Here is a 20,195-nt window from a genome sequence, read left to right as displayed (position 1 = left end):
GTGTGCGCACACCCGGAAGCCCGTACCGGGCTCATCCACGGCGCTCAGCCAGTCGAAGTACGTGCAGCCGAGTTTGTCCCGGGCGATCTCCAACGAGGCGATCCACGAGCCGACAGGAACGTCGACGGTCAGCAGCCCGAACGCCTCCGCCGCCGTGGCCTCCGCCCCGAAGATCTCCCCCGCCCCACCCGGCAACCACCCGACCACCGGCTCCACGGCAGCCGGTCGAGCACCGGACGCTGCGCTCGGCGTTACGGCTGCTCCAGCACCCGGTTCGGCGCCCGGCTCCGCAGCCGGCTCCGCAGCCGGCTCCGCAGCCGGCTCGGCACCCGGCGTCGTCGCAGCCGCTCCGGCCGGCCCAGCGCCCGGCGCTCCGGTCGGCTCGGTCGGGTCGGCATCGGATCCCGTGACCGGTGCAGCACCACGTGCTGCGGCCGGCCCAGCGCCCGGCGCCCCCGCTGGTTCGGCGCCCGGCGCCGCCGCAGGCCCGGCATCCCGCTCAGCCGCCGGCTCGGCGCCCGGCTCGGTGCCCTCTTCTGGGGTCGTCATCGTGGGTCCTCCCCCGGGGTCGGCGGGGCGGGGATCAGGTTGCTGGTCAGGGACGCGACGGACGGCCGGGCGGCGGCGTTCCCCACCACCGCGGCGGGGGCGTAGCGCTCGGCGAGGGACTCGCGGGCGATCTTCTCCTGGAGTTTGAGGATGCCCTGGAGGAGCGCCTCGGGCCGGGGCGGGCAGCCGGGGACGTAGACGTCCACGGGGATGATCTGGTCGACGCCCTTGGTGACGGAGTAGGAGTCCCAGTAGGGGCCGCCGCAGTTGGAGCAGGCGCCGAAGGAGATGACGTACTTCGGCTCGGGCATCTGCTCGTAGAGCCGCCTGACGGCCGGGGCCATCTTGTCCGTGACGGTGCCGGAGACGATCATCAGGTCGGCCTGCCGCGGGCCGGGGGCGAAGGGGATGACGCCGAGGCGGATGAAGTCGTGCCGCGCCATGGACGCGGCGATGAACTCGATCGCGCAGCAGGCGAGCCCGAAGTTGAAGACCCACAGGCTGTAGCGGCGGCCCCAGTTCAGGATCACCTTCATCGGTTCCGGCGCGAGCCGGGCGAGAGTGCCCAGGCGGCGCGGTTCCGGCAGGTACTGGATCTCGCTCTCCGCGGGCTCGGAGGCAGGCGTCGCTGAGAGCGCAGGTGTCTCGGAGTTCGCAGACGTCACGGGGGTCACGTCCATTCGAGGACGCCCTTCTTCCAGGCGTAGAGCAGGCCGACGGCGAGGAAGCCGATGAAGACGAACATCTCCACCAGCGTGGTGCCACCGAATCCGGGTGCGGCGAAAACCGTCGCCCACGGGAAAAGGAAGATCGAGTCCACGGCGAAGATCACGTAGAGGAAGGAGTACACGTAGTAGCGGATCTGGGTGTGGGCCCAGCCCTCGCCGACGGGATCGACCCCGCACTCATACGTGAGCATCTTTTCCTGTGTCGGCACGACCGGCCGCAAAAGCCGCCCGGCGCCGAAGGCCACGGCCACGAAGAGCACCCCGACCACCGCGACCAGGCCGACGACCGAGTAGCCGTGGAAGTAGTCCACGTCCGTCCGCCCCTCGTTCCCTCGTTGTCCAGCTATCCCAGTGGATCTTTAGACGATCTATACGGAGGGAGTCTAGGCCCTGGCTTGAGCGCGGGAAGCGGCCGTGCACACGCCAGGGGGGTTAACCCCACCTTGTCCCGCCCTATGAACCCCATGGCGCTTCCGCCCCCCGCACCGGCAGGCTGGGGCCATGAGCCCGAGTCCTGCTGTCCCGACCTCCGCAGAACCCGCCCCGCTGCCGCCACCGCGGCTCGCGTTCGGTGCGGTGACCTGGAAGGAAGTCGGCTACCTCCTGCTGAATCTGCCGATCGTGATCATCGGCTTCGTGTTCGTCGTCCTGATGCTGTCCATCGGCATCGGACTGTCGGTGACGGTGATCGGGCTGCCGCTGCTGGCGGGCGGGCTGATCGGGTGCCGGCTACTCGGCAGACTTGAGCGGTCGCGGGCCCGGGGGCTGCTGGACGTGGTGATCGACGAGCCGCGGCCGATGCGGGCGGGCACCTTCGGCTTCCTGCCGTGGCTGTGGGCGACATTGAAGGACCCGGTCGCCTGGCGGCACGCGCTGTACTTCGCCGTCCGGCTGCCCTGGGGCATTCTCACCTTCACCCTCACCCTCGTCTCGCTCTTCGTCGCCTGGCCCGCGCTCGGCTTCATCGCGCGCGGGCTGAGCACTGTGGACCGGGCGATGGTGCGCGGGCTGTTGCAGCCGTCGGACGAGTTGGAGCAGCGGATCGCCGAGCTGGAGTCCGACCGCGGGGTGGTCGTGGACCACGCGGCGGCCGACCTGCGCCGCATCGAACGCGATCTGCACGACGGAGCTCAGGCCCGCCTCGTCGCCCTCGCGATGGACCTCGGCCTGGCCAAGGAGAAACTGCTCGAGGACCCCGAAGCAGCCGCCAAGATGGTCGGCGAAGCCCACGGCGAAGTGAAGATCGCCCTCCAGGAACTGCGCGACCTCGCCCGCGGCATCCACCCCGCGATCCTCACCGACCGCGGCCTCGACGCCGCACTGTCGTCGGTCGCTGCGCGCTGCACCGTGCCGGTCCAGTTCGGTGTGGACCTCTCGGCCCGGCCCGCGGCGGCGATCGAGGGCATCGCGTACTTCACCGTCTCCGAGCTGCTGCAGAACATCAGCAAGCACAGCGGCGCGCGCACCGCGAGTGTCGATCTGTGGCGCTCGGAACAGCGGCTGATGATCCAGGTGCGGGACGACGGGAACGGCGGCGCTGGCACCACCGGCGGTACGGGGCTGGCCGGGCTGACCGAGCGGCTCGACTCCGTCGACGGTCTGCTCGTGGTCGACTCCCCCGTCGGCGGACCGACGATGATCACCGCCGAACTGCCCTGGCGCGACCGCGAGCTGCACCCGGCGCCGAACCACCGGTGAACCGAACCAGGGATAAACCGAAGCAGCGGTGAAGCGGCACCGGGACCGGCCCGGCTCATGGAAGGACCACTCCGGCACCCCCGGGAGCGGTCCTTCCGCGCGTCCGCACCCCCATCCACCCCCCTGGTGGCCCAGAGTCCCGCTCCGGGGTGGGGATATCCCCCTCCCGAACACGCCGATCCGCACCATGGGCGGGAAAGAGCCGTTCGACCAGGCTGTATGTCATAAGGGAGCGGCAACCAGAGGACGGACGAGACCATGGCCTACGATTTTTCGCCGGATGAGGGCGACCACCGCGTCCCCGCGGTGCTTCGTGCGCCGTTCGAGGCGAGGACCTGGCGTGAGTTCGGCTATCTGCTGCTGAACCTGCCGATGGGCATCCTCGGCTTCACGTATGTGGTGACGATGCTGTCCCTCGGTGCCGGGCTGCTCGTCACCTTCCTCGGTCTGCCGGTGCTCGCGGGGGGCCTGGCCGGCTGCCGGGGCATCGGGGTGATCGAGCGGGCCCGGGCGCGCGGGCTGCTGCGGCACGATGTGCCCGAGCCGGGCCCGGTCCGCGCCCGCAAGAGCGGCTTCATGTCGTGGCTGGGCGCCCAGCTGAAGAGCGGCGTCTCCTGGCGCCACGCCCTCTACTGCTTCCTGCACTTCCCCTGGGCGGTCTTCACCTTCAGCGTCTCGCTGACGTTCTTCGTCTACGGCTGGGGCTTCCTGACCTACCCGCTGTGGCGCTGGGTCTTCCCCGCGTACATCGGCCAGTCCGGTCTGCAGATGTACGGCGACGAGGCCGGCAACGGCTGGTACCTGCACACCGCCGGTGACATGGCGCTCGCCTCCGGCGTGGGACTGGGCTTCGTCCTCGTCACCCCGTGGACGATCCGCGGTATGGCGCATGTGGACCGGCTGATGGTGTCGGGGCTGCTCGGCCCGTCGAAGCTGGCCACCCGGGTCACGGAGCTGGAGTCCGACCGCGGGGTGGTCGTGGACCACGCGGCGGCCGACCTGCGCCGCATCGAACGCGATCTGCACGACGGAGCTCAGGCCCGCCTCGTCGCCCTCGCGATGGACCTCGGCCTGGCCAAGGAGAAACTGCTCGAGGACCCCGAAGCAGCCGCCAAGATGGTCGGCGAAGCCCACGGCGAAGTGAAGATCGCCCTCCAGGAACTGCGCGACCTCGCCCGCGGCATCCACCCCGCGATCCTCACCGACCGCGGCCTCGACGCCGCACTGTCGTCGGTCGCTGCGCGCTGCACCGTGCCGGTCAGCGTGACCGTGGACCTGCCGGCGCGGCCGGTGCCCGCGATCGAGGGCATCGCGTACTTCACCGTCTCCGAGCTGCTGCAGAACATCAGCAAGCACAGCGGGGCGTCGCGCGCCACGGTCGACGTCTGGCGGTCCGAGGACCGGATGATGCTGTACGTATCCGACAACGGCCGCGGCGGCGCCGATGGCGCGGCCGGTTCGGGGCTCGCGGGACTGATGGAGCGGCTGGACGCCGTCGACGGTGTGCTGGCCGTCGATTCCCCGGCCGGCGGCCCGACCCGCATCACCGCCGAACTCCCCTGGCGGGTATAGCCCTCCACTCCTTGCTTCCAGCCCTTGCCCCTCAATCGCCGGTCAATCGCCGGGCAGACCCGAAAAACGGGTCTGCCCGGCGATTGAGGGGCATCATGCTGCCCACCCCGGGTCCGGATACTGGAATGCTGGGGTGGTCACGTCGAATGTGGGGGGCTGGAAACCGTGGAGGACAGGGTGCGGGTCGTCATCGCCGAGGATTCGGTATTGCTTCGGGAGGGCCTGACCCGGCTGCTGACCGACCGGGGTCACGATGTCGTCGCAGGTGTGGGCGACGCGGTGGCGCTGATCAAGGTCATCGGGGAGATGGCGGACGAGGGCAACCTCCCCGATGTGGTGGTGGCGGACGTCCGGATGCCGCCGACGCATACGGATGAGGGCGTGCGGGCGGCCGTGCAGCTGCGCCGGGAGCACCCCGGAGTGGGTGTACTGGTCCTTTCGCAGTACGTCGAGGAGCAGTACGCGACAGAACTGCTGGCCGGCAGCAGCCGTGGCGTCGGATATCTGCTCAAGGACCGGGTGGCGGAGGTTCGCGAATTCGTGGACGCCGTCGTCCGGGTGGCCCAGGGCGGTACCGCCCTGGACCCCGAGGTCGTGGCACAGCTGCTGGGCCGGAGCCGGAAGCAGGACGTCCTGGCGGGGCTCACACCGCGCGAGCGCGAGGTGCTCGGCCTGATGGCGGAGGGACGGACGAACTCCGCGGTGGCCCGTCAGCTCGTGGTGAGCGACGGCGCGGTGGAGAAGCACGTGAGCAATATCTTCCTGAAACTGGGGCTGGCGCCGAGTGATGGGGATCACCGACGGGTGCTGGCCGTTCTCACCTATCTCAATTCATGATCATCCGACAAGGTGTCAGGTGCTGGCATTGAGTCCCGCTCATGTGAACCGTCGTAGAACTGAATGACCACGCGACAGCGTCTTACGAGTGAGGGCTCCGGGGGCGAATGAACCGTGACAAAGCACGGCAAACAGGAAGCTCAGCGCGGCGTCAATGATGCGGTACACCCCAGGAAGGTGACCCTTACCCACGTACGATGTGACGTGGGATCAACGGTCATGACCGTGTCCGTGAGCCGTCGCCTCGAAGGAGGTCCGATTCAGTGACCAGCCAGGTCAGCAGCCCAGCCGTAGAACAGGCCCTGCTCGGTGAGCAGCGCAGACCGGCCAAGGAGATCCAGCAGTTGGACCGGGTCATCATCCGGTTCGCGGGGGACTCGGGTGATGGGATGCAGCTCACGGGTGACCGGTTCACCTCGGAGACCGCGTCGTTCGGGAACGACCTTTCCACGTTGCCGAACTTCCCCGCCGAGATCCGGGCGCCGGCGGGAACCCTGCCGGGTGTTTCGAGTTTTCAGCTGCATTTCGCGGATCACGACATCCTGACGCCGGGCGACGCGCCCAACGTGCTCGTCGCGATGAATCCCGCGGCGCTGAAGGCGAATATGGCCGATCTTCCGCGCGGCGCTCAGATCATCGTCAATACGGATGAGTTCACCAAGCGGGCGATGGCCAAGGTCGGGTATGCGGCCAGCCCGCTGGAGGACGGCTCGCTTCAGGCCTATGCGGTGCATCCGGTGCCGCTGACGAGTTTGACGGTGGAGGCGCTGAAGGATTCGGGGCTGGCGCGAAAGGACGCTGAGCGGGCGAAGAACATGTTCGCGCTGGGTCTGCTGTCGTGGATGTATCACCGGCCGACGGAGGGCACCGAGCGGTTCCTGCGGAAGAAGTTCGCGTCCAAGCCCGATATCGCCGAGGCGAACGTGGTGGCGTTCCGGGCGGGCTGGAACTTCGGGGAGACCACCGAGGACTTCGCGGTCTCCTACGAGATCGCCCCGGCCACCGCGGCGTTCCCGGCCGGCACCTACCGCAACATCTCAGGAAACCTCGCGCTGTCCTACGGTCTGGTGGCGGCGGGCAAGCAGGCCGATCTGCCGCTGTATCTGGGCTCCTACCCCATCACCCCGGCCTCCGACATCCTGCACGAGCTGAGCAAGCACAAGAACTTCGGTGTGCGCACCTTCCAGGCCGAGGATGAGATCGCGGCCATCGGGGCGGCGCTGGGTGCGGCGTTCGGCGGGTCGCTGGCGGTCACGACCACCTCGGGTCCGGGGGTGGCGCTGAAGTCGGAGACGATCGGGCTGGCGGTGTCGCTGGAACTGCCGTTGTTGGTGGTGGCGATCCAGCGCGGCGGCCCCTCCACGGGGCTGCCGACCAAGACCGAGCAGGCCGATCTGCTGCAGGCGATGTACGGGCGCAACGGGGAGGCGCCGGTACCGATCGTGGCTCCGGCCACCGCCGCGGACTGCTTCAACGCCGCGATCGAGGCGGCCCGGATCGCCCTGACCTACCGCACCCCGGTCTTCTTGCTGTCCGACGGCTATCTCGCCAACGGCAGCGAACCCTGGCGGATCCCGGACCTGGATGAACTCCCCGACCTGCGGGTGCAGTTCGCCACCGGGCCCAACCACACCCTGGACAGCGGCGAGGAAGCGTTCTGGCCCTACAAGCGCGACCCGCGCACGCTGGCCCGCCCCTGGGCGGTACCGGGCACACCCGGGCTCGAGCACCGGATCGGCGGTATCGAGAAGCAGGACGGCACGGGCAACATCTCCTACGACCCGGCCAATCACGAATTCATGGTCCGCACCCGCCAGGCCAAGATCGACGGCATCGACGTCCCCGACGTGGACGTCGACGACCCGTCAGGGCAGGCCGAAACCCTGGTGATCGGCTGGGGCTCCACCTACGGACCCATCACCGCGGCCGTCCGGCGGATCCGGGCCGGCGGCGGCCAGGTCGCACAAGCCCACCTGCGCCACCTCAACCCCTTCCCGAGGAATCTCGGCGAGGTTTTGCAGCGTTACGACAAGGTGGTGGTGCCCGAGATGAACCTCGGTCAACTCGCCCACCTGCTGCGGGCGAAGTACCTGGTGGACGCCCGATCCTACAACCAAGTCACCGGCCTTCCCTTCAAGGCCGAACAGCTCGCTCACGCCATCATGGAGGAGAGCGCGGATGTCTGAGGCAACCATCGTCGACCACCCCACGCCGGGGCTCCCGGCGCTGTCGCTGGTCCCCAAAGCCGACGCGAAGCAGTCGATGAAGGACTTCAAGACCGACCAGGAGGTGCGCTGGTGCCCCGGCTGCGGGGACTACGCGGTCCTGGCCGCCGTCCAGTCCTTCATGCCCGAACTGGGCCTGGCCCGCGAGAACGTGGTCTTCGTATCGGGCATCGGCTGCTCGTCGAGGTTCCCCTACTACATGAACACCTACGGGATGCACTCCATCCACGGCCGCGCCCCGGCCATCGCGACCGGACTGGCCTCCTCCCGCCGGGACTTGAGCGTCTGGGTCGTCACCGGTGACGGCGACGCGCTGTCCATCGGCGGCAACCACCTCATCCACGCCCTGCGCCGCAACGTCAACCTCAAGATCCTGCTGTTCAACAACCGGATCTACGGCCTGACGAAGGGCCAGTACTCGCCCACCTCCGAAGTCGGCAAGATCACCAAATCGACCCCGATGGGCTCCCTGGACGCGCCCTTCAACCCCGTCTCGCTCGCCCTCGGCGCCGAAGCCAGCTTCGTGGCCCGCACCATCGACTCCGACCGCAAACACCTGCAGTCGGTACTGCGCGAGGCCGCCGCCCACCCGGGCACCGCCCTGGTGGAGATCTACCAGAACTGCAACATCTTCAACGACGGGGCCTTCGACGCCCTCAAGGACCAGCAGACCGCACAGGACGCCCTGATCCGCCTCGAACACGGGCAGCCGATCCGCTTCGGCGCCCCCACCACGGACGGCCTGGGCTCCAAGGGCGTCGTCCGGGACGCGGCCACCGGCGACCTCAAGGTGATCGACGTGACCGTGGAAGGGACGGCAGGGGTGCTCGTCCACGACTCCCACACCACCTCACCCACCACCGCCTTCGCCCTGTCCCGCCTCGCCGACCCCCACACCCTGCACCACACCCCCATCGGAGTACTGCGCAGCGTCGACCGGCCGGTCTACGACGCCGACATGGCCGACCAACTCGAGCAAGCCGTCGAACAACACGGCAAAGGCGACCTCGCCGCACTACTCACCGGCAACGACACCTGGACGGTCGTCGGCTGACGCCTTGCGTGACGCCGTCGGTGACGGCGTCACGCCCTTTCCAGGGCCGGAGGGGTGGGGGTTCGAAATGCTGCCGAGCTATTTGATGGGGCGCCTGGAACGTAAAGAGGCGATTTCGAACCGCCGCCCCGGAGGGCCCGGCCCCCGACCCTCTGGACTCCCCCGACGGGCATCGCCGTTCAGCGGCCGGCCGGCGCCGAAAGGTCAGCGACCGGCGTCGTAGGCGTCGCGCGCCTCGAACACGTCCGGCAGCGAGCCGCCGATCCAGCGGGCCAGCTCCCAGACCCGCTGGGCCGCGCCCCGGCCGAGCGGGGTGAGGGAGTACTCCACGCGCGGCGGGATCACGGGGTACGCCTCACGGTGCACGAAGCCGTCACGTTCCAGCGCCTGGAGGGTCTGGGCGAGCATCTTCTCGCTCACTCCGCCGACCTGGCGGCGCAGCTCGCTGAACCGGCGGGTCCCGTCGAGCAGCGCGGCGAGGACGAGCACGCCCCAGCGGCTGGTGACGTGCTCCAGAACGAGGCGCGAGGGGCAGTCCGCCGAGAAGACGTCGGGCACGTCGGCCCCGGCCGCGCGCTTGCCCGCGCCCCTGCCCGCACGCTTGCCCACGCCCGGCCCAGTCGGCTCGCCGGCGATCAGCTGCTCCAGCGCACCAGGGCGATCAACACTTACGCTCATACCAGTACCTTACCTCAAGGTAGGTACTTACGAATAGTTAGCGCAGGGTCTATGGTGAGTGCAGAAGCCCAACATCGACGCCGTACACAGGAGCACTCACCATGAGCATCGTTGTCACCGGAGCCACCGGACAGCTCGGCCGTCTCGTCATCGACGAGCTGCTGGAGCGCGTCCCGGCCGACCGGATCGCCGCCGCTGTCCGCGACGCGGACAAGGCCGCCGACTTCGCGGCACGCGGCGTCGAGCTGCGCATAGCCGACTACAGCGCGCCGGAGACGCTCAAGGACGCCTTCCACCCGGGTGACACGGTGCTGCTGATCTCCAGCAACGACCTCGAAGGCCGGCTGCCGCAGCACACCGCCGTGATCGACGCCGCCAAGGAGGCCGGAGTGGCGCTGCTCGCCTATACCGGCGTGCTCGGCGGCCCCGAAGCCGACTTCGAGCTCGCCTCCGCACACCGTGAGACCGAGAAGCTGATCCTCGCCTCCGGCCTGCCGTACACCTTCCTGCGCAATGGCTGGTACACCGAGAACTACACCCGCCAGCTCCCCCAGGTGCTGGAGCACGGCGCGGTCGTCGGCAGCGCGGGCGAGGGCAGGGTCGCCACCGCGTCCCGCCGGGACTACGCCGCCGCGGCCGCCGTCGTGCTGGCCGGCGAGGGCCACGAGAACACCGCGTACGAGCTGAGCGGTGACGTCGCCTGGAGCCTGACCGAGTACGCCGCCGAGGTGACGAAGCAGGCCGGCAAGGACGTCGTCTACACCGACCTGCCCGTCGACGCCTTCCACCAGGTACTGACCGGCTCGGGGATGCCCGAGGCGGTCGCCGCGGTCTTCACCGACGTGGACGTCGCGATTTCGCGCGGCCGCCTCGCCATCACCACCGGCGACCTGGCCCGGCTGATCGGCCGCCCGACGACGACGCTCGCGGTGACGGTCGCCGAGGCCCTGAAGTCCTGACCCGCGCGATGGGCGTACGCGACGGCGTGCGCGTCCGACCCGCACACCTGACCCGCGCGTCTGACCTGCGTGTTCCTGCCCGGCGTCTGTTAAGCCCTGCCTGTCATGACCGTTAAGCAAGACGGCCATGACAGGCAGGGCCTCTCGGCGTTACCTTCGACGGATTGGCACCAGCCCGAGGAGCACCCGTTGCCGCCACCAGTGAACGAGCATCGCGCCGGCCTTGCCTACGGATTCGGCGCCTACGGCCTCTGGGGCCTCTTCCCGCTCTTCTGGCCGCTCCTCGAACCCGCCGGAGCGCTGGAGATCCTCGCCCACCGGATGGTCTGGTCGCTCGCGATCGTCTCCCTGATCCTGCTGGTCATGCGCCGCTGGGCCTGGATACCGGAGCTGCTGCGACAGCCCGAACGGCTCGGCCTGCTCGCGCTCGCCGCCACGGTCGTCTCCGTCAACTGGGGCCTGTACATCTGGGGTGTCAACTCCGGCCATGTCGTCGAGACTTCACTCGGCTACTTCATCAACCCGCTGGTCACCATCGCCATCGGCGTCCTGGTACTGCACGAACGGCTGCGGCCCCTGCAGTGGACGGCGGTCGGCATCGGCGTCGCCGCCGTCCTCGTCCTCGCCATCGGCTACGGCCGGCTGCCGTGGATCGCGCTGACCCTCGCCTTCTCCTTCGCCACCTACGGCTTCATCAAGAAGAAGGTCGGCATGGGCGGCCTGGAATCGCTGGCCGCCGAGACCTCGATCCAGTTCCTCCCGGCGCTCGGCTATCTGATCTTCCTCGGCAGCCAGGGCCACGCCACCTTCACCAGCGAGGGCCCCGGCCATACCGCCCTCCTCATCGCCTGCGGCCTGGTCACGGCCGCCCCCCTCGTCGCCTTCGGCGCCGCCGCCATCCGCCTCCCGCTCAGCACCATCGGGCTCCTCCAGTACCTCGCCCCCGTCTTCCAGTTCCTCCTCGGACTGGTCTACTTCCACGAGGCCATGCCGCCCGAGCGCTGGGCCGGCTTCACCCTCGTCTGGGCCGCCCTCGCCCTTCTCACCTGGGACGCCCTCCACAACGCCCACCGCACCCGCACCGCGGCACGCGACGCCGCCTTGGAACTGGCCGCGAAGGCCTCCACCCCGGCGTAAACGAGCCGGTGCGGAGACGGTTGTGCCATGGCGAAGTGATTCTCGTCGACGCACGCCGCTTGTACAGCGACAGCTGAGGCCACCGACCGGCGCGCCGGTGTGGGGATATTCGCCGGCCCGGGTATGGGTGCGGTGCCAGGGTCGCAGCATGACGCGCACATACGAGGAACTGGTGGCCGAGGCCGAGTCCGTCTCCGTGGACGGCTGGGACTTCTCCTGGCTGGACGGCCGGGCCAGTGAGGAACGGCCCTCGTGGGGCTATGCCCGGGCCATGGGCGAACGGATGGCGCACGCCTCCGCCGCCCTGGACATCCAGACCGGCGGCGGGGAAGTACTCGCCGGGGTGCCGAGGCTTCCGGTTCTGACGGTCGCCACCGAGTCCTGGCCTCCGAACATCGCCAAGGCCACCGCGCTGCTGCACCCGCTCGGGGCGGCCGTCGTCGCCGACGAGGACGAGCCGCCGCTGCCGTTCGCCGACGCGGCCTTCGACCTGGTGGTCAGCCGCCACCCGGTGACCACCTGGTGGGACGAGATCGCGCGCGTGCTGCGGCCCGGTGGGACGTACTTCTCGCAACAGGTCGGCCCCGCGAGCGTCTTCGAGCTCGTCGAGTACTTCCTCGGCCCCCAGCCGCCCGAAGTACGGCGCGGCCGCCACTCCGACGACGCGCGCGCGGCGGCCGAGGCAGCCGGCCTGGAGATCGTCGACCTGCGGTCGGAGCGGCTTCGCACCGAGTTCCACGACATCGGCGCGGTGATCTATTTCCTGCGGAAGGTGATCTGGATGGTCCCCGGCTTCACCGTCGACCAGTACCGCACCGAACTGAAGGCCCTCCACGACCGGATCCGGGCGGACGGCCCCTTCGTCGCCCACACGGCCCGCTTCCTGATCGAAGCGCGCAAGGCCCGCTGACGGAAGCCGCGGCCGAAACCCCGGCGTGCTGAGCCAGCCGGGTGGTCCCCCATCGAATACCGTCGCCAAGGACACGGCGATTGATTACTTATGTCTGGTACATCCCACTAGCATGCGAAGGAATGGATGCGCTTCTCGTGCGATTGATCAGAACCTGGCCGGTCCGCGGACCGGCAACCGCAGCCATTCCGGTAACTCCGCCTACCTGGACGTGAGCACGCCGTTCGGTGCCGAGTACGGCAGCTCGCGCGACACACCGGTCCAGGCACGGACCGGCGTCCCCCACTAGCAGGCGTGGGTCCCACGAAGACCACCGCGATCAGCGGCAAGGTCACGTTCAGTTCCCCGGCCGCGCCTTCGCCACAGGGGTCCACCAGTGCTCGCACCGGTGGACCCCTGACGTTTCCCGTCCGGCCTTGACGGAAAATGCATGCACGTGCAATAAATGCGTATGCACACCCAACGCACTGAACGGAAGTTCCTCTTCCTGCTCGGAAGCGCCCGCACCGGCGGCAACACCGAGATCCTGGCGCGCCAGGCCGCCGAACAGCTGCCCGCCGGCACCGAGCAGCAGTGGCTGCGACTGACGGACCTGCCGCTCCCGGACTTCGAGGATCTGCGCCACGAGGGTGACGGCAGCTATCCCGCCGTCACCGGCCACGCCAAGCTGCTGCTGGACGCCACGCTCGACGCGACCGACCTCGTCATCGCCTCACCGCTCTACTGGTACAGCGTCTCGACCGCCACCAAGCGGTATCTCGACCACTGGTCCGGCTGGATGCGCGTACCGGGCACCGACTTCAAGCCCCGGATGGCCGGGCGCAGGCTCTGGGGCGTCACCGCCCTGTCGGGCCGCAACCCCGCCGACGCCGACGCGCTGGCGGGCACGCTGCACAAGACGGCGGACTACCTGCGGATGGAGTGGGGCGGCGTGTTGCTGGGCAACGGCACCCGCCCCGGCGACGTACTGAACGACTCCGCCGCGCTGGTCCGCGCGAAGGAGTTCTTCACGCGCTGATGTCCCGGGACGTGAAGCGCGCCCAGGCGGCGGAGCCGAACACGGCCACGTACAGGGCCTGCAGGCCGAGATTCTTCGTGATGTCGTCCCAGTAGACGGGGGCGCGCAGGATGTCCGCGAAGCTCAGCCAGTGGTGCGGGAAGAGATACGGCTGGATGGCGTGCAACTGGGGGATCGTGTCCACGATCTGCACGGTGATGACCAGGCCCACGGTCGCCGCCATAGCGCCGATACCGCTGTTGGTGAGCGTCGAGACGAACAGCCCGATCGCGGCCACACTCATCAGCGAGAGCGCGACCAGACCGGCGATCAACAGGGCGCGCACCAGGCCGTCGGAGAGCGAGATCGTGGTGCCCGACAGCAGGGTCACGTCCCCCAGCGGGAAGAGCGCCGCGCCCACCGCCAGCGCCGAAGCCGCCACGACGAGGGTCGCCACCGCGCAGAAGACAGCCACGGCGGTGAACTTGGCGAGCAGCAGCCGGGTCCTTCCGGCCGGAGCCACCAGCAGATAGCGCAGTGTGCCGGAGCTCGCCTCGCCCGCGACCGAGTCTCCGGCGATCACACCGACGGCCAGGGGGAGGAAGACCGGGAGGGTCACGGCGAGCGCGGCGAAGGTCAGGAACAGGCCGTTGTTGCTGATCTGCGACATGAAGGCCGGGCCCCCGCCGTCTCCGCCGGGACCGCCGCCGGCCGAACCGCCGCCCCGCGTCTCGATCCTGACCGCGATACCGACGAGGACGGGCACGGCGGCGAGCACTGCCAGCAGCGCCACGGTCCGCAAGCGGCGGAACACGATCGTCAGCTCGCTGCGGAACAGCCCCAGCGACCAGAGGGGACTGACGCTCCGGAGAGGCACCACGGAGACCGATTCGACTTCGGCTTCAGCCCGCGACATCGAAGCCCTCCCCGGTCAGTGCCACGAACGCGTCCTCCAGCGAGGCCCGTTCGACGCCGAAGCCGCGCACCCGGACCCCGGCCGTCACCAGCGCCGCGTTGAGATCGGCGAGGTCGACGGGGCTCGCGGAGTCGGCCGGATCCGCGGGGTCGGCCGGCAGTTCGCCGGTGACCTTGTCGTCGAGGGTGATCAGATCCGTCACGCCGTGCTCCTTGAGAATCCGTACGGCGTCCGCCGGATCGGGGGTCGTCACGGCGATCCGGCCGCGCGCGCCCGCCGCCATTTCCGCGACGGTCCCCTGGGTGATGAGCCGGCCGCGCGCCATCACGGCGACATGCGTGCACACCTGCTCGATCTCGTCGAGCAGGTGCGACGAGAGGAATACGGTCGTGCCGTCGGCCGCCAACTCCCTGATCAGGGAGCGGATCTCGCGCATGCCCTGCGGGTCGAGGCCATTCGTCGGCTCGTCCAGCACCAGCAGCTCACGCGGCTGGAGCAGCGCGGACGCGAGGCCGAGCCGCTGCTTCATCCCCAGCGAGTACGCCCGCGCCTTCTTGCCCGCGGCCGCGGCCAGGCCGACCCGGTCGAGCGCCTCCCCGACGCGGGCGGCGCGGGTTCGGGGATCCGCCGTCGGATCGGCGGAGTCGTAGCGCACCAGATTGTCCCGGCCGGACAGAAACCCGTAGAGCGCCGGTCCTTCGATCAGCGCGCCCACCTTCGGCAGCACCATACGCGCCGACCGCGGCATCGGGCGGCCCAGCACCCGGGCTGTCCCGGCGGTCGGCTCGATCAGGCCCATCAGCATGCGGATCGTGGTGGTCTTGCCCGAGCCCTTGGGCCCGAGAAAGCCGAATACGCTGCCGCGCTCCACCCTGAGGTCCAGGTCGTCCACGGCGAGCGTTCCCCGGTACTGCTTCGCCAGACCATGGGTCTCGATCACGGCCTCGATCCCGGCCTGGGTTCCGACCCGGGCCGTGGCCTCAGCCGCGGCGGGCGGCTCTTCCATCGCACTCCCTCTGAAAGGAACGAGCCCGCCCGGCCGGTGAACGGCCGGGCGGGCCGGAGGCCTACTTGGCAGCCGCGTTGGCGGCCTTGATGAGGGCGTCCTGGTTGACGGCGCCGACGTACACGGTGCCGTTGTCGGTGACCAGGGCGTTGACGAGGCGGGTGGAGAAGACAGTGCCGGAACCGAACTTGCCGGTGACCTTGTGGCCGAAACTGTCGATCAGGCCCTGGACGTTCTTGTTCATCCGGCCACCCGGCTCGGACTGCGAACCGGACCCGGAACCGGGCAGGGCACCCTTGGGCGCCTTGATCTCGGCGACCGAATTCCAGTCCGTGCCGAGGACGTTCAGGCCTTCGAGGCTGTTCAGCCCGTCATGACCCGCTGCCTTGTCCCCCGGCGCGGCCTTGGCACCGGCCTTGTCACCCGCCTTGCCGGCTGCCGTGTCCTCCGTCACCTTGGCGCCCTTGGGCGGGGTGAACTCGAAGGTTCCGGCCGAGGGCTTTCCGAAGTCCACCTTCGTGAAGCCGATGTCGATCGCGGCCTTGCCGCCGCTCTTGGGCGTCAGCGTGAACTTCAGCGGCACACCGGTGGACGAGTCCACTGCGACGCGGATCGCGCCGACCGTGGAATCACCGCCCTTGGGCTGCACGAGAAGCTGATAGGCATCGCGTCCGGCGACCTTCGCCGTGCCGTCGACGGAGACGTTGGTGCTGGTGCCCATCGCCTTGAGCGCCTGCTGCGCCGCTGCCTGCGGGGTGGCCGGGAAACCCTTGGGCAGCTGCTTGGCGTGGTCCGTGCCGTCGGACTTCGGCACAGTGGAGTGGTACGCCTGGTTGGACTGGCTGTCGTAGGCCCAGACCTGGTCCGCGTTGTGGATCAGGCTGTACTCGGCGGCCTTCTCGACGATCGAGACGCGCTGCTTGTCCGGCCCGTCGGCGGCGACATGCAGCGTGTGGGAACCGGCCAGCAGCTGGGTGAGTTGCGCCTTGGGGTCGGCGGCCGAACCGCCGCCCTTCTGCCCCTTGCCGCTGTCGCCCCCGCCGCCTCCGGCGAAGGGGCTCCCACCACCGGTGACGCCACCGAGGAAGGACGGCAGTCCGAGGTCGGTAGTGATCTTCACCGAGCCCGAGAGCGTCTGGGTATCGGATGCGGCTATCTTCGTCAGCAACTGCTCTGCCGTGATCTTCGGCAGATTGGGATTGCCGGAGTCGGCGAGCGCTGGGACGAGGCTGATGGTCGCCGCCGCCACCCCCGCCACCGCGACGGGGACGGCGTACCGCATCGCCTTGCGGCGACCGGGCCCGCGTCCCTCTCCCCCGGTGTCTCCGGTGTCTCCCGCTTCCGGGACCTGCGTCGGTTGGATCCGTGCCATTGCGTTCCTACCTCCGTCGTCAGCGGCGGCCACGATGCCGTGCACTCGTCCACCTCTCGGGTCCATTGTCACCCGATCCGCCTCTGAGGTGGTGATACCAATCCCACCAAACCGGAGGGCTCCGCACATCAGCCGCCGGGTGCAACCCTGTGTACACCCCGGGGATGACGAACCCTGAGGACGTGCACGGGTCGGTGACACCTGCGACGCCCCCCTGTTACGTCACCGGTTGATGAAGAGATAGTCCGCCCGGTAGTCCACGCCGGCCTTGGGGGTCTTGTACGGGTCGCAGCTGCCGGCCGCGGCCACACCGCCGACGGTGTTCAGCCGCAGGATCTCCTGGGTATCCGACAGCAGCCCGTCGTGCCGGCCCGACTGGGTGGCGCGCAGGTCCAGCTCGGGGATGTTGCCCTGGCCGTTCGGCGTCTTGGTGAGCACCGTGCCGGTGACGGCGCTGCCGTCGGGGGCGACCCACTGCGGCGGGCCCGCCGCGGGCCGCACGAAGGAGTGGTCGATACCGGAGCCGAGCCGGGCCCGCACATTGTCCTGGGTGAACGCGTAGCCGCCGCCCGGCTGCTTCGTGCACGCGTAGATCTGCTTGCCCTGGATGACGGACGCCTACCGATCGGAGAGCGCCTTGGTGAAGTCGATCGGAGAGCTGAGCTGGTGCAGCTGGCCGCGGACCGCGCCACCGGGGAATTCGGCGGTGTGCAGGTTGGCGTAGAAGCCGGCCGGGTTGGCGCGCAGGTCGTCGAGGAGCTTGGCGTCGTTGACGGTGACCGAGCCGGTGACGGAGTACACGCTGTCGGGCAGCTTCTCGGCGAAGAACGGGATCTTCACGCCGCCGTTGCTGCCGCTCGCGCCCTGGTGGATGTGTGCGGCCGTGGGCGGGGCGATGCCCTTCCACTTCATGGCGAACGAGACCTGGTTGCCCTGGATCTTGAGGAACTCCACGGCCTTGCCGTCCTTGTCGCCGACCGCGGGACCGTTCGCCACCGGCACCTCGTTGGCGCCCTTGAGACCGGCCACGAAGTAGACGGCCTTGCCGCGTCCGTCGTTTCCACCGCCGCTCTGCGTGCCGACGCTGTCGTCGGCCTCGATGCCGGCCGCCCCGGGTGCGTCCTTCGTCGACGTCATGCTGCTCATGTCGTGCCCCATGGTCGCGCTGCCGGCGCGGTTTCCGTCCGCGGAAGCGGGCAGCACAGCCAGCGTCACTCCGCCCGCGACGGCGGCGGCGGTGACGGCGAGCGCGATCACGTTGCGACGGTTCCTGATGCGGTTCATGACGAGATTCCTCCCCTGTGGCCGGTACCCCACTGCGCCGGCTGTCGGGGATTCATACGCAATGATCTCGGGCCGCCACTCAACGCGGAATTGCGGCGAGAATCACGGCTCCGGCATTGAGTCGAATGCTTCCCCTTTCCGTATCGCGCGGACAAGCGCCAGGTCAGGATGGTTCGTTGGCGGTGCATCGACGGTGCGTCGGGGAATTTCTCAAGATTCTTCGAATCGGGTTGAGCGTGCCGCGGGACGACCTCCGTATGTATGGATGCGAACGTCGCACAATCCACGTACATCCCATGGGGGGAACAACCATGCCCAAGTCCATTCGCACCCGGGTACTCGCCGCATCCGGAATTGCCGCCTTCGCATTCGCCGTTACGGCCTGCGGCCCGACCGGCACCGACGCGCAGGACAACACGCCGTCGTCACAGCCGTCCTCGCAGCAGCCCGCGGCGCAGCAGTCGTCGCAGCCGGCGTCCGGGAGCGCCCTGGTCGCCGCCAAGTCCCCGTCCTTCGACGCGTACGTCACCGACGGCCAGGGCCGCACCCTCTACCGCTTCGACAAGGACACCGCGCACCCCTCCGTGTCGAACTGCGCGGGCGATTGCGCCGTCAAGTGGCCTGCGGCAACCGCCGGGGACAGCGTCTCGCTGCGCGGCATCGACAAGAGCCTGGTCTCCACCATCACCCGCGCCGACGGCAGCAAGCAGCTGACCCTGGCCGGCTGGCCGCTCTACCGGTTCGCCAAGGACACCAAGCCCGGCGACACCAAGGGCCAGGGCGTCGGCGGCACCTGGTTCGTGAGCAGCCCGCAGGGCAGGAAGGCGCAGGAGAAGGCGGCCTCGGCGGACCCGAACAGCGTCGGAAACTACTCCGGCTCCGGCGCGGGCTCCGGCTACTGATCCAGTCCTGCGATCTGTCCGACAGACAGACGGTCTCGACCTGGAGGGTTGGAGTGCGGAAGGATTCGGCCGTGGCCACGGAACCGAGCGATGAGTTGATGCGCACTCTGTACAAGGAGCATGCGGGACCACTGCTCGCGTACGTGCTCCGGCTGGTCGCGGGCGACCGGCACCGGGCCGAGGACATCGTGCAGGAAACGCTGCTGCGCGCCTGGCGCAGCAGCGACCAGTTGGAGCGCGCCACCGGATCCGTCCGCCCCTGGCTGGTGACGGTGGCGCGCCGGCTGGTCATCGACGGGCACCGCAGTCGGCAGGCCCGCCCCAAGGAAGTCGATCCGGCGCCCCTGGAGCTGCTGCCCGCCGACGACGAGCTGGACAAGGTGCTCCGGCTCATGACCATCTCCGACGCGATGACCGATCTGACCGCCGCCCACCGGCAGGTGCTCGCGGAGACCTATCTGCGCGGACGTACGGTCGAGGACGCCGCCGCCGTGCTCGGCATACCCGCCGGAACCGTGCGGTCGCGGATCTTCTACGCGCTCCGCTCGCTGAAGCTCGCACTCGAGGAACGAGGAGTGACGACATCATGACGTCGCCGAAGGAGCAGCACGCCGACGTCGGGGCCTACGTCCTCGGCCTCCTCGACGACGCCGACGCCACCCGGTTCGAGACGCATCTCGCCGACTGCGAGCTCTGCGCCACCGAGTTCGACGCTCTCGCGGGCCTGGAGCCGCTGCTCGCCGAATTCGCGGCAGCCACCCCCGATCCCTCGGTCCTGCTCGACGAGGGCCCCGGCGAGGACCTCCTCGACCGGCTGCTCGACGACATCGCCGACGCCCGGGCCAGGACCCGGCGCCGCCGCTTCTCCCTGATAGCCGCGGCCGCCGTCCTCATCATCGGCGGACCGCTCATCACCCTCCAGGCCACCTCGGGCCACGACAGCACCCCGGCGGTCGCCGAGCACGTCCACGGCGGCCCCGCCGAGGCGGCCTTTCACCTGATACCGGCCGCCGACAAGGTCTCCGCGACCGACCCGACGACCAAGGTCACCGCGACCATCGGCGTGGAGAAGAAGGACTGGGGCAGCCATGTGGTGCTCCAGTTGGGCAATGTGAAGGGCCCGCTGCGCTGCCGCCTCATTGCCGTCGGCAGGAATGGCGAGGAACAGACCGTCACCACGTGGGCGGTGCCGGCCTGGGGCTACGGAATCGCGGACAGCCCTCACGACTCGGCTCGTGCGCCGCTCTATATGCACGGGGGTGCGGCGATGCAGCCGGGGGAAGTGGACCACTACGAGGTACGGACGCTGGACGGCAAGCCACTCGTTGCCGTGAAGGCGTAACTCTCAGCCCCGCCGGCGTTCGAGGCGAA

The 20,195-nt window shown here is 69.4% G+C and carries 20 protein-coding genes and 1 pseudogene; 12 read left to right on the top strand and 9 right to left on the bottom strand.

Annotated features, from left to right (window positions below; all coding sequences use genetic code 11):
• The 3 genes and pseudogenes from QMK24_RS10920 to QMK24_RS10910 all read right to left on the bottom strand — a co-directional run.
• Positions 1-210 (bottom strand): annotated as a pseudogene (locus QMK24_RS10920) (NADH-quinone oxidoreductase subunit C); the annotation flags it as partial.
• Between the two features lie 335 nt (positions 211-545).
• Positions 546-1,229 carry an NADH-quinone oxidoreductase subunit B gene (locus tag QMK24_RS10915; protein WP_283465253.1) on the bottom strand — a complete coding sequence of 228 codons (684 nt, stop codon included), beginning with the start codon at positions 1,227-1,229 and terminating at the stop codon, positions 546-548.
• Positions 1,220-1,588, bottom strand: coding sequence for an NADH-quinone oxidoreductase subunit A (locus QMK24_RS10910; RefSeq protein ID WP_283465252.1), 369 nt, complete (start codon positions 1,586-1,588; stop codon positions 1,220-1,222). Before QMK24_RS10910 ends, QMK24_RS10915 begins: the two co-directional genes overlap by 10 nt.
• 190 nt (positions 1,589-1,778) lie before the next feature.
• On the opposite strand from QMK24_RS10910, the gene QMK24_RS10905 reads away from it, so the two are divergent.
• The 5 genes from QMK24_RS10905 (at position 1,779) to QMK24_RS10885 (ending at position 8,663) form a co-directional block, all read left to right on the top strand.
• Complete coding sequence (locus tag QMK24_RS10905; protein ID WP_283465250.1) at positions 1,779-2,975, top strand: sensor histidine kinase; 1,197 nt, start codon at positions 1,779-1,781, stop codon at positions 2,973-2,975.
• 258 nt (positions 2,976-3,233) lie between these two features.
• On the top strand, positions 3,234-4,547 hold the full coding sequence (locus QMK24_RS10900; RefSeq protein WP_283465249.1) for a sensor histidine kinase: 1,314 nt from the start codon (positions 3,234-3,236) through the stop codon (positions 4,545-4,547).
• A gap of 177 nt (positions 4,548-4,724) precedes the next feature.
• On the top strand, positions 4,725-5,384 hold the full coding sequence (locus tag QMK24_RS10895) for a response regulator transcription factor (RefSeq protein ID WP_283465269.1): 660 nt from the start codon (positions 4,725-4,727) through the stop codon (positions 5,382-5,384).
• Positions 5,385-5,647: 263 nt separating this feature from the next.
• On the top strand, positions 5,648-7,570 hold the full coding sequence (locus tag QMK24_RS10890; RefSeq protein ID WP_283465248.1) for a 2-oxoacid:acceptor oxidoreductase subunit alpha: 1,923 nt from the start codon (positions 5,648-5,650) through the stop codon (positions 7,568-7,570).
• Positions 7,563-8,663, top strand: coding sequence for a 2-oxoacid:ferredoxin oxidoreductase subunit beta (locus QMK24_RS10885; protein WP_283465247.1), 1,101 nt, complete (start codon positions 7,563-7,565; stop codon positions 8,661-8,663). Before QMK24_RS10890 ends, QMK24_RS10885 begins: the two co-directional genes overlap by 8 nt.
• Before the next feature lie 204 nt (positions 8,664-8,867).
• Here QMK24_RS10885 and QMK24_RS10880 read toward each other — a convergent pair whose 3' ends face one another.
• Positions 8,868-9,341, bottom strand: coding sequence for a winged helix-turn-helix transcriptional regulator (locus QMK24_RS10880; RefSeq protein WP_283465246.1), 474 nt, complete (start codon positions 9,339-9,341; stop codon positions 8,868-8,870).
• A gap of 101 nt (positions 9,342-9,442) precedes the next feature.
• On the opposite strand from QMK24_RS10880, the gene QMK24_RS10875 reads away from it, so the two are divergent.
• The 4 genes from QMK24_RS10875 to QMK24_RS10860 all read left to right on the top strand — a co-directional run bounded on the left by QMK24_RS10875 (position 9,443) and on the right by QMK24_RS10860 (position 13,365).
• Positions 9,443-10,300 carry an SDR family oxidoreductase gene (locus tag QMK24_RS10875; protein WP_283465245.1) on the top strand — a complete coding sequence of 286 codons (858 nt, stop codon included), beginning with the start codon at positions 9,443-9,445 and terminating at the stop codon, positions 10,298-10,300.
• A gap of 189 nt (positions 10,301-10,489) precedes the next feature.
• Positions 10,490-11,437: an EamA family transporter RarD gene (rarD, locus tag QMK24_RS10870; protein WP_283465243.1), complete on the top strand. Its 948-nt coding sequence runs from the start codon at positions 10,490-10,492 to the stop codon at positions 11,435-11,437.
• Between the two features lie 148 nt (positions 11,438-11,585).
• Positions 11,586-12,347: a class I SAM-dependent methyltransferase gene (locus QMK24_RS10865; protein ID WP_283465242.1), complete on the top strand. Its 762-nt coding sequence runs from the start codon at positions 11,586-11,588 to the stop codon at positions 12,345-12,347.
• Positions 12,348-12,798: 451 nt separating this feature from the next.
• Complete coding sequence (locus tag QMK24_RS10860) at positions 12,799-13,365, top strand: flavodoxin family protein (RefSeq protein WP_283465240.1); 567 nt, start codon at positions 12,799-12,801, stop codon at positions 13,363-13,365.
• On the opposite strand, the gene QMK24_RS10855 is transcribed toward QMK24_RS10860, so the two are convergent.
• The 5 genes from QMK24_RS10855 to QMK24_RS10835 form a co-directional block, all read right to left on the bottom strand.
• The gene (locus QMK24_RS10855; protein ID WP_283465239.1) at positions 13,355-14,260 is read right to left on the bottom strand and encodes an ABC transporter permease; all 906 of its coding nucleotides are present in this window, start codon (positions 14,258-14,260) and stop codon (positions 13,355-13,357) included. The two genes, QMK24_RS10860 and QMK24_RS10855, sit on opposite strands and share 11 nt — an antisense overlap.
• Positions 14,247-15,266: an ABC transporter ATP-binding protein gene (locus QMK24_RS10850; protein ID WP_283465237.1), complete on the bottom strand. Its 1,020-nt coding sequence runs from the start codon at positions 15,264-15,266 to the stop codon at positions 14,247-14,249. Before QMK24_RS10850 ends, QMK24_RS10855 begins: the two co-directional genes overlap by 14 nt.
• Positions 15,267-15,327: 61 nt before the next feature.
• Complete coding sequence (locus tag QMK24_RS10845; RefSeq protein WP_283465236.1) at positions 15,328-16,638, bottom strand: LolA family protein; 1,311 nt, start codon at positions 16,636-16,638, stop codon at positions 15,328-15,330.
• A gap of 222 nt (positions 16,639-16,860) precedes the next feature.
• Positions 16,861-17,178: a DUF3455 domain-containing protein gene (locus QMK24_RS10840; RefSeq protein WP_283465235.1), complete on the bottom strand. Its 318-nt coding sequence runs from the start codon at positions 17,176-17,178 to the stop codon at positions 16,861-16,863.
• 78 nt (positions 17,179-17,256) lie between these two features.
• The gene (locus tag QMK24_RS10835) at positions 17,257-17,922 is read right to left on the bottom strand and encodes a CHRD domain-containing protein (RefSeq protein ID WP_283465232.1); all 666 of its coding nucleotides are present in this window, start codon (positions 17,920-17,922) and stop codon (positions 17,257-17,259) included.
• A gap of 311 nt (positions 17,923-18,233) precedes the next feature.
• Here QMK24_RS10835 and QMK24_RS41450 point away from each other — a divergent pair, with 311 nt between their 5' ends.
• The 3 genes from QMK24_RS41450 (at position 18,234) to QMK24_RS10820 (ending at position 20,166) form a co-directional block, all read left to right on the top strand.
• Entirely contained in the window at positions 18,234-18,824 is a 591-nt protein-coding gene (locus QMK24_RS41450; RefSeq protein WP_349307831.1) for a hypothetical protein, read from the top strand.
• 98 nt (positions 18,825-18,922) lie between these two features.
• Positions 18,923-19,414, top strand: a complete 492-nt coding sequence (locus QMK24_RS10825) for a sigma-70 family RNA polymerase sigma factor (RefSeq protein WP_502962494.1) — start codon at positions 18,923-18,925, stop codon at positions 19,412-19,414.
• Positions 19,411-20,166, top strand: coding sequence for a zf-HC2 domain-containing protein (locus QMK24_RS10820; RefSeq protein WP_283465229.1), 756 nt, complete (start codon positions 19,411-19,413; stop codon positions 20,164-20,166). The genes QMK24_RS10825 and QMK24_RS10820 overlap by 4 nt, the downstream gene beginning before the upstream one ends.
• Positions 20,167-20,195: the final 29 nt, after the last annotated feature.

The sequence above is a fragment of the Streptomyces sp. PH10-H1 genome (assembly GCF_030063355.1).
Lineage (GTDB): Bacteria > Actinomycetota > Actinomycetes > Streptomycetales > Streptomycetaceae > Actinacidiphila.
This window is presented reverse-complemented; position numbering and strand designations above follow the sequence as displayed.